This window comes from Thiomicrorhabdus sp. 6S3-12 (assembly GCF_017571475.1).
GTDB lineage: Bacteria > Pseudomonadota > Gammaproteobacteria > Thiomicrospirales > Thiomicrospiraceae > Thiomicrorhabdus.
This window is the reverse complement of sequence record NZ_JAGETW010000009.1, coordinates 76430-88693: the sequence shown is the minus strand read 5'-3', so window position 1 is coordinate 88693 and position 12264 is coordinate 76430. Positions and strand designations below refer to the sequence as shown.

The 12264-nt window shown below is 47.7% G+C and carries 13 protein-coding genes; 1 reads left to right on the top strand and 12 read right to left on the bottom strand.

Features of this window, described 5'->3' with window-relative positions; genetic code table 11:
- The first annotated feature begins 96 nt into the window (after positions 1 to 96).
- Positions 97 to 222 carry a type B 50S ribosomal protein L36 gene (gene ykgO / locus J3999_RS10810; RefSeq protein WP_130537418.1) on the top strand — a complete coding sequence of 42 codons (126 nt, stop codon included), beginning with the start codon at positions 97 to 99 and terminating at the stop codon, positions 220 to 222.
- Positions 223 to 357: 135 nt separating this feature from the next.
- On the opposite strand, the gene J3999_RS10805 is transcribed toward ykgO, so the two are convergent.
- From J3999_RS10805 to frr, 12 genes are all read right to left on the bottom strand, one after another.
- Positions 358 to 1332: a chemotaxis protein CheV gene (locus tag J3999_RS10805; RefSeq protein WP_208127911.1), complete on the bottom strand. Its 975-nt coding sequence runs from the start codon at positions 1330 to 1332 to the stop codon at positions 358 to 360.
- A 137-nt stretch (positions 1333 to 1469) separates the two neighbouring features.
- Positions 1470 to 2093, bottom strand: a complete 624-nt coding sequence (gene rnhB, locus J3999_RS10800) for a ribonuclease HII (RefSeq protein WP_208127910.1) — start codon at positions 2091 to 2093, stop codon at positions 1470 to 1472.
- Positions 2093 to 3265 (bottom strand): lipid-A-disaccharide synthase, encoded by a 1173-nt coding sequence (gene lpxB, locus J3999_RS10795; protein ID WP_208127909.1) that lies wholly within the window; start codon positions 3263 to 3265, stop codon positions 2093 to 2095. Before lpxB ends, rnhB begins: the two co-directional genes overlap by 1 nt.
- Before the next feature lie 59 nt (positions 3266 to 3324).
- Positions 3325 to 4095 (bottom strand): acyl-ACP--UDP-N-acetylglucosamine O-acyltransferase, encoded by a 771-nt coding sequence (gene lpxA / locus J3999_RS10790; protein ID WP_208127908.1) that lies wholly within the window; start codon positions 4093 to 4095, stop codon positions 3325 to 3327.
- Positions 4096 to 4098: 3 nt separating this feature from the next.
- On the bottom strand, positions 4099 to 4536 hold the full coding sequence (fabZ, locus tag J3999_RS10785) for a 3-hydroxyacyl-ACP dehydratase FabZ (protein WP_173285128.1): 438 nt from the start codon (positions 4534 to 4536) through the stop codon (positions 4099 to 4101).
- A gap of 17 nt (positions 4537 to 4553) precedes the next feature.
- Positions 4554 to 5591, bottom strand: a complete 1038-nt coding sequence (gene lpxD / locus J3999_RS10780; RefSeq protein ID WP_208127907.1) for a UDP-3-O-(3-hydroxymyristoyl)glucosamine N-acyltransferase — start codon at positions 5589 to 5591, stop codon at positions 4554 to 4556.
- 15 nt (positions 5592 to 5606) lie between these two features.
- The gene (locus tag J3999_RS10775) at positions 5607 to 6149 is read right to left on the bottom strand and encodes an OmpH family outer membrane protein (RefSeq protein WP_208127906.1); all 543 of its coding nucleotides are present in this window, start codon (positions 6147 to 6149) and stop codon (positions 5607 to 5609) included.
- 129 nt (positions 6150 to 6278) lie between these two features.
- Positions 6279 to 8582, bottom strand: a complete 2304-nt coding sequence (gene bamA, locus J3999_RS10770; RefSeq protein WP_208127905.1) for an outer membrane protein assembly factor BamA — start codon at positions 8580 to 8582, stop codon at positions 6279 to 6281.
- Positions 8575 to 9972 (bottom strand): RIP metalloprotease RseP, encoded by a 1398-nt coding sequence (gene rseP / locus J3999_RS10765; protein WP_208127904.1) that lies wholly within the window; start codon positions 9970 to 9972, stop codon positions 8575 to 8577. The genes bamA and rseP overlap by 8 nt, the downstream gene beginning before the upstream one ends.
- Before the next feature lie 25 nt (positions 9973 to 9997).
- The gene (locus tag J3999_RS10760; protein WP_208127903.1) at positions 9998 to 10810 is read right to left on the bottom strand and encodes a phosphatidate cytidylyltransferase; all 813 of its coding nucleotides are present in this window, start codon (positions 10808 to 10810) and stop codon (positions 9998 to 10000) included.
- Positions 10804 to 11553, bottom strand: coding sequence for an isoprenyl transferase (locus J3999_RS10755; protein WP_208127902.1), 750 nt, complete (start codon positions 11551 to 11553; stop codon positions 10804 to 10806). The genes J3999_RS10760 and J3999_RS10755 overlap by 7 nt, the downstream gene beginning before the upstream one ends.
- A 151-nt stretch (positions 11554 to 11704) precedes the next feature.
- Positions 11705 to 12262 carry a ribosome recycling factor gene (gene frr / locus J3999_RS10750; RefSeq protein WP_208127901.1) on the bottom strand — a complete coding sequence of 186 codons (558 nt, stop codon included), beginning with the start codon at positions 12260 to 12262 and terminating at the stop codon, positions 11705 to 11707.
- Positions 12263 to 12264 lie beyond the last annotated feature (2 nt).

Genomic DNA, 12264 nt, shown 5'->3' with positions numbered 1-12264 from the left:
TCCGTTCGAAAAGAACTTATAATCCGCGGCTTCAAATATTTGAACTTAAGTCGGATTGGTTTTGAAATATCCGGCACTAAAAATTGGATATATCTGATGAAAATTTTATCTTCTCTAAAATCTGCTAAAAACCGCCACAAAGACTGCCAGGTTGTTAAGCGTCGTGGTAAGGTTTATGTTATCAACAAAACTAACCCTAAATTCAAAGCGCGTCAGCGTTAATATTTAGGCTTAGCCGCAGAAAAAAAGCGCCCTGATCAGGCGCTTTTTTTGTTTCCGGCGTGTAAAAATCCACACATCTCATTTCAGCATAATCTTTTACTCACAACACACAATTCAAAGCGCTCAAAACGACACTCAATTTGCATAGAAATCGTTCTGAACTTTTTTGATCGTATCGACGATCATATCGGTGTCAACTTTACCGATAAAGTAGTTAGCCCCCATACTCAAAACTTCACGCGTATTGTTTTCGCTGGTCATTGAGGTATGAACGACGATCGGAATATCGTGCGTTTTGCTGTGCTCGCGCAATTCGCGAATAACGGTATGTCCCGAAGCAACCGGCATCTCCAGATCGGTAAAGACCATCGACACCGAATCCATATCCTCCAGACCGTCGATATAGTCCAGCAGCAGACGTCCGTTTTCAAAGGCTTTGAATCGCAACCCAAGCTGATCGAAAACCATCCCCATATATTTCTGAATAGCCTTGGAGTCTTCGGCAAAAAGAATGGTTTTCTGGTAAAGCTCCGGAACAAACATATTCTCTTCGATAGCGATTTCTTTCGCCGACGAAAAGATTTTTTTGGCCATGCTGGGCATCGCCTCGATCAGCAGCTTTTCGATATCCAGGATAAAACACAATGTATCGCTGTTATCCAGATAGGTATGGTTGATAATCTGATTGGTATTTACATTGATATTGTAATTACCGGCCGGATGAATATCGGACCAGTCTTTCTCTTCAACGCCATGAATATGCGACACGCGTAAACCGACAAAGTTGTGACTGAAATCGGACACGATAATAATCGATTTTTCGCGCTCTTCCGGGCTCATCGGAAAGCCCATCCATTGCGGAAGATCGATAACCGGCAGATACTGCCCGCGCAATTCGATCATGCCTTCAATCAGATCATTTGTATCCGGCATCGGAGAAACCGGATAACTGCGCCCTTCCAGAACTTCTCTAACCTTAAAAACGTTCATACCGTAGTAAGGAGGATGATAGTCGTCATTGCCAAACTGTACCTGAAAAATCATCAGACTTAACTGATTGTTTTTACTTAACTGAGCGGTTTTTTCGACTTGTTCCAGAGTGGTGGTCATAAGTAAGCCTGTCTAAGAAGTTAATATTCGAATGAAAGTTATTCAGATTCTAACGGAAAGCGACGGATTTTCCCAAGTATAAACAGGGTTTTATCAAAACAATTGATATTGGCCAATTTAACAACAGGGTTGAACGACTAGCTCCGTTCAAGAAGCAGTCGAACCGGTTTGAAAGAGCGGCGGTATTGCTCAAGCACGGGCAAGGTTTGCAGTCTGCTCATGTGCTCTGCCGTCGGGTATCCTTTATGCTTGGCAAACCCGTACTCAGGGTATAGTTGATCCAGTTCGAGCATTTGCCGGTCACGATAAACCTTGGCCAGAATCGATGCTGCGGAAATCGCTTTAACCTTAGCGTCCCCTTTGATAACCGATTGACATGGATAGTTAATATCCGGGCAACGATTCCCGTCCACCAGCACCAGATCAAATCCGGATTGCGACGCCACCGACTCGATGGCACGCGTCATGGCCAGCATGGTCGCCTGCAGAATATTCAACGCATCGATCTCTGCCGGAGAGGCAACCTGAATACTGTAAGCAACAGCCTGTTCACAGATCTGCTCAAACAACTGTTCGCGCTTTTTCTCAGACAATTTTTTGGAGTCCGCGAGCGGCAAAATGCAATCTTCTGGCAGAATCACTGCCGCCGCCACCACATCGCCAATCAACGGACCGCGTCCAACTTCATCGACACCGACGATAACCTGTGACGCCTCCGGCGATTCGTCGGCAAAAAGATCGATCTGTTGTGTGGTTTTCATTATTGTGCTTCGCTGCCTATTCCTGCCCAACGCCCGATTGCGTCTGCGGCAATCTGTGCGGAAGGCTGTTTAAGTTGCTGATATTGTTGTTCAAAGCATCCCAGCTGCTTTTCCCGGATCGCTTCGGATTCAATCAAGTTTGCCAGCGCTGCCGAGATTTTTTCCGCCGTCGCCTGTTCCTGAATCAGTTCCGGAACAATATCCTGCTGCGCGAGAATATTTGGCAATCCGATCCATTTCGTCGTTGCCAGACGAGACATTATCCAATACGAAAGCGGATGCACTTTGATCGCCAGAACCAATGGACGGCGCATTAATGCGCATTCGAGCGTTGCCGTCCCGGAAGTAACCAGAGCCTGATCGCAGGCTTCCAAAGCCAGCTGAGCCTGCCCCTGCAGCAACAAAACCTGCTTATTCAACTGCCATTGATCGAGCGCCTCTTCGATTCTCCGGCGGGCTCGATCATGAATCACTGGAATAACAAAACGCATTCTCGGATAGGATTCAAGCAACTGCGAAGCTGACTGCAGATAAGGATCGATCATCTGATTGATTTCGCTCATCCGCGACCCGGGCAATATAGCGGTCACTTGGCTATCTTCGGCAAGCCCGAGACGACTGCGCGCACTGACTTTACTTGGAACTTCCGGCACTTGCTGCGCTAGAGGATGACCGACACATTCGACCGGAATCTGATAGCGGTGATAATATTGCGGTTCAAACGGGAATAAAACCAGAACACCGTCAACGGCGCGTTTAATTTTCTGCAAACGCTTTTCCCGCCAGGCCCACACAGAGGGCCCGACATAATGGACGGTTTTAATCCCCTGCTGTTTGAGCTTTTTTTCAACAGTGAAATTGAAATCCGGCGCATCGATCCCGATAAAAACGTCCGGATTCAACTGGATAAGACGCTGTATCAGTTGTTTGCGCAGTTTGAGAAGCTGCGGCAGGCGTTTCAGCACCTCGAAAAAACCCATAACCGACAAGGTTTCCATCGGGTACCAGGAATCCATGCCCAATGCGATCATCTTCGGCCCGCCGATACCGACGAAACGAGCGTTAGGATAGCGAGATTTGAGTTCGGTAAGGAGGTCTGCCCCGAGCGTGTCGCCGGAAGCTTCTCCGGCAACCAGGGCAATGGTAATCGAGTCGTTGCTGTTGTGAGACATCAGTGTAATATTCCGATCATAAGTCGACGCAGAACAATTCTGGAGAATTCAGAGCGGACTTAGCGTGTAATGCCCCGTTCGGAGTTCTGAAGAAATTCAATAAGATGCTGCAGGGTATTTTTCGAATCTTCAAGCTTCTGCAATTCTTGCACCGCTTCTTTTACCGACAGACCGCGACGGTAGATGACCTTATAGGCTTTTTTGACCAACGATCTCTGCTCGGCATCGTAATCACGGCGTTTCAAACCTTCCAGATTAACTGATCGGGCTTCGGCAATATTGCCGGAGACGACAATAAAGTCCGGAACATCCTGATTGATGACACTGCCCATGCCGCAGAAGGAATGCCGCCCGATCCGGCAGAACTGGTGTACCAGCGAATAACCGCCGAGAATAGCCCAATCCTGTACTTCGACGTGCCCGGCAAGTGCAACATTATTGGCCATAATGGTGTGGTCGCCGATAATACAGTCGTGCGCAATATGAACGCCCGCCATCACCCAGTTATCGTTGCCGATAATAGTCTTTCCAAGATCTTGGATCGTACCGCGATTCAAGGTCACGTTCTCACGGAAAGTATTATTGTCACCGATAATCAGTTCGGTTTTTTCACCGGCATATTTCTTATCCTGAGGCGCCGCACCGATCGAACCGAACGGATAGAAATGATTATTTTGACCTATCCGTGTCGGGCCGGAAATGACAACATGGGATTCCAATTTACAGCCGGCACCAATTTCAACATCGCCTTCAACGACACAGAAAGGACCAATTTCAACGTCATCGGCGATTTTCGCGTCCGGGTCTATGATTGCTGTCGGATGGATCAAAACTTATACCTTTCTTTCTGCACACATCAGATCGGCTGAAGCGATGACTTTACCGTCAACCTTGGTTGTACATTCAAATTTCCAGATACCACGTTTATTTCCCAAAGCCTTAACTTCGAAATCCAGACGGTCGCCGGGAACGGCAGGCTGACGGAAACGCGCATTATCGACGGCAGCCAGATAGTACATAGAGGTTCCGTCAGGCTTGACACCTTGACTGCGGAAAGCAAGGATGCCCGTACATTGCGCCATAGCTTCGATAATCATCACACCCGGCATAATCGGGTTATTAGGAAAATGGCCGGTGAATTGCGGCTCATTGAAAGTGATATTTTTATAACCTTTTAGACTCTCATTCGGAGTAAATTCGGTTACTCGGTCAACCAGCAAAAACGGGTAGCGATGCGGCAAATAATCAAAAATGTCTTTTACTTCCATCATAAGAGTATCCAGTTTTATTAATTATTATTTTGTAGTTCTTTAAGTTGTTTTTGTAATTCTTTTATCTGCATCGCCATCTTGTCCAGATTTCTCTGGCGTACGATCTGCTTCTGCCATTTTGCCGTATCCTGAACAGGAAAACCTGAATAGGCACCGGGGTTTTTAACGGTCTGCGTAATACCTGACTTGGCCGCAAAATGACAGTTATCGGCCGTGCTCAGATGTCCGGCAAACCCCGCCTGCCCGGCGATAATATTATGTTTACCGACTTTGGTGGTACCGGCAAAACCGACCTGTCCTGCGATGGCCGAGCCTTCACCGATAACGACATTGTGCGCGATATGCACCAGATTATCGATTATACAATGATCTTCGATAACCGTATCTTCGATTGCTCCGCGATCGACGCAGCTGTTGTTGCCGATCGAAACATGGTTACCGATTAGCACGCGCCCGACCTGTGGAATTTTGGACCATTGACCGCGATTAGGCGCCCAGCCGAAACCGTCACCACCGATAATCGCCCCGGATTCTATGCGGGTGTGATCGCCGATAATGCAATTTTCATGAATGACGACATTGGAACCGATCTTGCAATTTGCGCCGATCTTAACATTACGATGAATCACTGCTCCCGACTGAACCCAGGTTTGCCGGCCGATTGCGACATTCTCCTTAACGACAACCTGATCCTCGATGCAGACCTGCTCTTCAAGCTCGGCCGTCAGCGCGACCGAAGCACTTTCCGCCACACCGGTAAAAGGCGCCGCATCCGGATAAACAACCTGTGCGAGCAAAGAATAGACAAAATAAGGATCATTTACGGAAATCGAATTGGTCGGGCATTGCGCCTGATACTCGCTGCGAAGCACCACAACCCCGGCAAGGGTCTGATTCAAAGCGTCGATAAATTTGTTTGAATTGAGAAAACTCAGGCTGTCTTGGCTTGCATTATCCAGACCGGCAACTCTATTGATCTCTACCGATTTATCTCCAGAAAACTGATAGTCGATTTGGTTACGGTCCAGTACCGAAAGTAAAGAGTCTATGCGCACAAAACAGCCTTGTTGTTATTTGTTGAAATCAGAACGTTTTTTTTGAGATTCCGTTCTCAAATACTGTAAAACGTCCTTAGTGACATCGATGCGACTATTGGTATAGGCAATTCCTTCATAGAGAATCAGGTCAAAGCCCTGTTTTTCTCCGATGGTCTTGATGGCTTCATTCACCAGATTCTGGATTTTTGCCAGTTCTTCGTTGCGACGCAGATTGATCAGTTCCTGGATATCGTTACGACGGCGCTGAATTTCACGAGTCATCATGGTTAATTCGCGCTCTTTAGTTGCACGCTGCGCATTGCTCATGACGTTTTTGTTTTTTTCGTACTCCGCCTGTTCGCTTTCAAGCTTTTTCGCCAGGTTTTTCAGTTCCTGCTGCTCTTTGGAAAACTCTTTCTTTAATTTTTCCGTGGCCAATTCAGCTTGAGGCGCCTGCTCAAGTAACAGGGCGACATTAACAACTCCCAATTTCACCGGCTTATCTTCAGCGGCATTTGCTTGGGAAATCATTGCCAATAAAGAGAAAGCGACAATCAGGAAATAAGGTTTAAACATCGATCCATCCTATTATCTATAGTTTTGGAGATTTTACCCTAAATTATCATCAGGCTTGCTGATAATTTAGCAGTAAAACTCCGCTAATACGCTTTGTTTGGAGCTGAATGCCCCTAAGTTTGCCAGTTTTTAGAAGGCTGTCCCAAGCGTAAATTGGAATGCCTGGGTTTTATCATCAGACTTGGAGTTGACCGGCTGTGCCAAACTGAACGTCAAAGGCCCTACAGGAGTAATCCAGGAGTAACCGATACCGACCGCCGAACGCAGTTCGGTAGTGTCTACGTCATTGATATCTTCAAAGACGTAACCGGCGTCAAAGAACCAGGAAATACGCTGGTTGCTGGAGTCTTCGATAAACGGCGTAGGCGAAATAATCTCAATCGTTCCCAGAACGCGAGTATTACCGCCTCGTGGACGGTCACTTCCGTCCTGAGTCAAATCGAAACGATTTCCGAGCGAGTTCGGTTCAAAACCGCGCACGGTTCCGATACCACCGGCATAGAAGTTTTCATAGAAAGGCAGTGTGTCGATATCGCCGTAACCGTCACCGTAGGCAAAGCCACCTTTGAAGTGCAATGAGAGATTTTCCGTCATAGGAAGATAAAGGTTCTCTTCGGCAAACACTTTATAGAATGGCGCATCGGAAGTTCCCGGGACGACCGCTTCCAGAGATACCGAAGCTTTGCGCCCTTTACTCGGGAAGTAGAAACTGTTGGTGGTATTACGCACCCAGCTCAAGCTCGCCTGAACAGAATTAGTGTCCGAGCCATACTGATCGATGTAATCGTGACAGTAGGTAAAATCAGAGTTACAGACCAGCTCCTGAGAATCCAACTTCAGACCGAAGCGAATCGAATCGTCTTCGTTCAACGGATAACCGATGCTGGCTTTCACACCATAGTTGTTGGTCGTGTAGTCCGCGACATCCAGCTCTTCGGCATCGATTTCACGGTAGTAGACTCCCATCCCAAGGCTGACACCATCTTCGGTGAAGTATGGGTCGGTTACGCCGATATCAGCCGTTTTTCTGGCCGCACTGGTTGCAACCTGCAGATCCAGCTTATTACCGCTACCGATAAAGTTACGTTCGGAAAGCCCGATATTGAAACTTGCTCCGTCAAGCTGAGAGTAGCCGATACCGGCGGTAAAAGACCCGGTTGGCTGCTCTTCGATTTTGACAATCAGGTCAACCTGGTCGTCAGAAACGCGTTTGGTTTCGATCTTACTGCTTTTGAAAAAGCCCAGACGATCAAGTCGCGATTGCGACTGGCGCACTGCTTTAAGCGAGTAAGGCGCACTTTCCAACTGACGCAGTTCACGACGAATAACATGGTCACGAGTACGGGTATTGCCTTCAAAGTCGATATAGCGAATATAGACGCGGTTTTTCGGCTCGACTTTAAAGGTGACCGACATGGTTTTATCTTGCGGATTTATTACTGTATCCGGCGTCACTTCGGCAAAAGCATAACCTTCTTCACTGAGACGTTCGCGGATGGTGTTGACGGCGTTGATAATCTTGCTGCGCGAAAATACATCTCCCGCTCGGACATCGACCAGCTGATCAATCTCGTCGAGAGTCAGAATGGTTTCGCCGGTAAACTTCACTTCACTCAAAGTAAAGCGGTCGCCTTCCTGCATATTAATCGTTGTGAAGACGCGTGTTTTATCGACCGACAGCGAGACCTGAGATGAAACGATATTAAACTGCGCGTAACCGCGATCCAGATAGAAAGAACGGATTTTTTCAAGATCGGCTTCAAGCTTAGGCTTGGAATAAGAATCACCGGTACCAAGAATCCCGCCCTCGCCTAAGGACATCTGCCCTTTGAGGCGACGGTCCGAATAGACTTCATTACCGACCAGAGTAATGCGCCCCATACTTGCCGGCTCACCCTCAATGATTTTAATTTTCAGATCAACACGGTTACGCGGTAATTCTTTGCTTTCGATTTCGACCGAAGCGGCGTAATAACCCTGGTTCTGATAACGTCGTTTCAGGTCGATGATAATCCGGTCAAGATCAAGCTGGTTATAGATTCGACCCTGTTTGACGCCAAGACTCTGCAAGGCATCTTGAAGGATGTCGGTTTCGATCAGCTTATTCCCTTCGATTTTGACTTCGGCAATCGACGGACGCTCTTCAACCTTGATCACCATCTCGCCCTGTCCGCGTTGATAGATGGACACATTGTCGAAGAAGCCCGTTTTGTACAGACGCTCAATGGTCTGTTGGGTCAAGGCAGAATCAAGAAACTGTCCCTTGCTGATCGGCAGATAACTGTTGATGGTTTCGTAACCGATACGGTTCGCCCCTTCAACGACAATTTTCTCAACCACAAAGGCGTTGGCAATTGCAGGTGCTAGCAAACTCGCCGAGAGAGCGGCAACAAGGGTGGTTTTTCTAAAGTTTACAGGATTCATCTTAACCATTGGATATTCTTAAAATGTCATTAAATATAGCAAGCAGCGTGAGACTGAGAATCAGGAATAACCCGACCGTCTGACCATATTGCATAAATCTGTCGCTCACCGGGGAGCCTTTTATCATTTCGACGAGGTAATATAGCAAATGACCGCCGTCTAAAACAGGTATTGGCAGTAAATTTAGGATACCGATGCTCAGGCTGAGAAGTCCCAGCAAGCCCAGGAAACTAATCAAACCGCTCTGCACGGCCTGACCGGACATCTGAGCGATGCTGATCGGGCCGGATAAATGCTGCAGACTGACTTCGCCGAACAGCATCTTTTTAAGCATTTGCAGACTCATATAGGTCAGGTCCTGCATGCGCTGCCAGCCTTTTTCAATCGCTCCGCTCAAATCATAACTGATCTGGTTACTGAAAGGCGCCATCGCATGGCGGTCAAAACGCACGCCAAGACCTACCTGACCAACCCGGCGCTCCTCTTTCAATACACTACCAAGATGAATCGCAACCTGATACTCAACGCGATCACGCAAATAGCTAACATTCACCGTTTCATCCGGTTTATCCTGAACGATTTTAACGAATTCGCCCCAGTTCTCGACCGGAGAACGATCGATCGCCGTAATTCTATCACCCGGCTGAAGGCCGGAGTTTGCCGCCGGCCCTTCCGGCAGAACTCGATCAATGACGGCAGGAATCCGCGGAGGCGCAGGGACAAAACCGAGAACGGTCAGCCAGTCTGTATCGGCTGCATTCAGATCCAGTGAACGAATATCCAGACCCGGAACCTGTACGGTTTGCCCGCTATACATTTCCTGCAACTGCAAATCGACATTGGATCGTTTGTCGATCATAGCCAACATCAACTGCTGATTAACTTCATTCCAGGCGTTAACCGTTTTCCCGTTAACCGCAACGACCTCCCACAGGCCATCTTTCTGTCCATGCGACTGCAATTGCTGCATGCTAAGCACCTGAGAAAGCGGCGTACCTTCGGGAATCATTTCAATAGTCGGCTTTAATGTATTGATTCCTAACAGATAGATCACAATAAAAATCAACCATGCAAAAAGAATATTAATCAAAGGACCGGCCGCAACCACAGCAAAGCGTTTATAAACGCTTTGACGGTTAAATGCCCTTGATAAATCCTCATCGGCAACCGGCCCTTCGCGCTCATCGGTAAAGCGCACAAAACCGCCCAAAGGGATCATCGCAATCTTATAGTTTGTCTCGCCTTTTTGCTTCTGGTAAAGCGCCTTGCCGAAACCGATTGAAAACTCGACAACCTTGATATTGAACCAGCGCGCCACCTGGAAATGCCCCCATTCGTGCAATGTAACCAGAATGCCGATAACAATGAGAAAGCCGACTAAAGACCATAAAAAGTCCACAAAGCTGTCCTTTAAATCAATTCAATCAAACCGTATATACGGACCAGAGCAGGTAAGTCAAAGGTATCGCGACCAGCAGGCTATCAATCCGATCCAGGATACCTCCATGCCCGGGAAGAATCGAACCGCTGTCCTTTATATCAGCCTGACGTTTAAGAACACTTTCAAACAGGTCACCAAATACGGACAGCAAAGCAATCAAAGTCAGCGCCAGTGAAACCCATATCTGTTCCAAAAGCGTCATCCCAGACAAAACATTCGAAAGCACGACATAAGAGAGGATAAAGGCGCTCAATGCACCGCCCCAGACACCTTCCCAACTTTTGCCCGGACTGACGTAACTAGCCAGTTTACGCTTTCCGAAAGCCCGACCGCTGAAATAGGCACCGGTATCCATTGCCCACACTATCGCCATACTGAGTAACAATATCTCTGGCGCCACGCTAGCGTGCAGAGCAAGCAAAGCCGTAATAAATATCAGTGTCAGCGCAAAACTCAACAACAACATTAAAGGCTTTGAATTCAGTCCAACACGTCCCTGGGTCCGCTGATAGCGAGCAACAACAGAAAAAACCGATAGCAAGACGAGAATTGTCACCGGCAGATAAGCAGAACCGTCAATTAACGGATACAGGAGGTAAATCAGAACGATAGAAACCGCTACAAACAGCAGTTTTGGCAGTATTGAACGGCATTCGGAAAGCTTCGCCCACTCCCATAAAGCAAGTGCAGCGAGAACAAACACCCCTGAGTACCAAACGCTATCCGAGGCATAAAAGACGCCGCCGACAACAATAAAAACCAGAACCAGCGCAGTGAGTATCCGAGGAATCAACATTGCTGCACCTGCTCACTGGTTCGTCCGAAGCGGCGTTCGCGACTGCTAAAGGAATCGATCGCTTTATCCAGCTCTTCCGAACCGAAGTCGGGCCACAGGGCATCGGTAAAATACAACTCCGAATAAGCCATCTGCCAAATCAGGAAATTACTGATTCGCTGCTCGCCGCCGGTACGAATCAACAGGTCAGGCAAAGGCAGGTCTGCATTGGCGATGTACTGCCCTAGCTCATCGACCGTCAGCTCCTGAAGCGATTTATCGGGATTCGCTGCCTGCCAGGCTTTGACCGCCTCGACAATATCCCATTGACCGCCGTAATTGGCGGCAATATTCAGCACCAAGCCATCGTTATCGCGAGTCAAGGCCTCCGCCTTTTCGATATGCTGTTGAATTTCCTGACTAAAGCCTGAGCGATCACCGATAATCCGTAGCTGCACGTTATTATCGTCCAGTTTTTTAACCTCTTTCTGCAAAGCGGTTAGAAACATCGACATAAGCTTATTGACCTCGTCTTTCGGACGTCGCCAGTTTTCCGTACTGAAGGCAAACAGTGTTAAAGCTTTGACGCCACGCTTGGCACAATGGGTAATGGTCCGCTTAACGGCTTTCAAGCCCTTCTGGTGCCCGATAAAACGCGGAAGGAGCCGTTTTTTAGCCCAGCGTCCATTACCGTCCATAATAATCGCGATATGCTGAGGAACATGAGTTTCAGTCAATTTGTCAGGCAATGTCACACCCTGCATCAATTTAGAAATAAAAAACCAATAAAAAAGCCAAAAACCTATTCGATTTTTGGCTTTTTCATATTCTACCAAATTCGCTAATTATGCCCTATTCCGGCCCAAATAGCGAACGGCTTTACCGAGTAGAGAATGTCGGGAATCGCAGAAACGATTACAGATCCATTAACGATGTTTCTTTATCGGCAAGAAGGTCGTCGACTTTCTTGACCACATCGTCAGTAATTTTTTGAATCTGATCTTCGGCGCGTCGCGCCTCATCCTCAGTAATCTCTTTATCTTTCAGCAAGTTCTTAACATCGTTATTGGCATCACGACGTACATTACGGATAGCGACACGCGCCTGCTCCGCTTCGGCACGCGCAACCTTAGTCAGGTCACGACGACGCTCCTCGGTCAGCGGCGGCAACGGGATGCGAATCAGGTTACCGGTCGTTGCCGGATTTACCCCAAGATCAGAAGTCATAATCGCTTTTTCGACCTTGGCAACCATTGGCTGCTCCCACGGTTGAACCGTAAGAGTACGCGCATCTTCAACATTAATATTGGCAACCTGGCTCAACGGAACATCGGAACCGTAATACTCGACCATAATACTGTCTAAAATAGACGGGTGTGCGCGCCCGGTACGAATTTTGGCGAAATTCGTTTCCAGGTTTTCGAAAGACTTCTGCATTCTTTCCTTAGCGTCTTTTTGAATTTCATTTAACATTT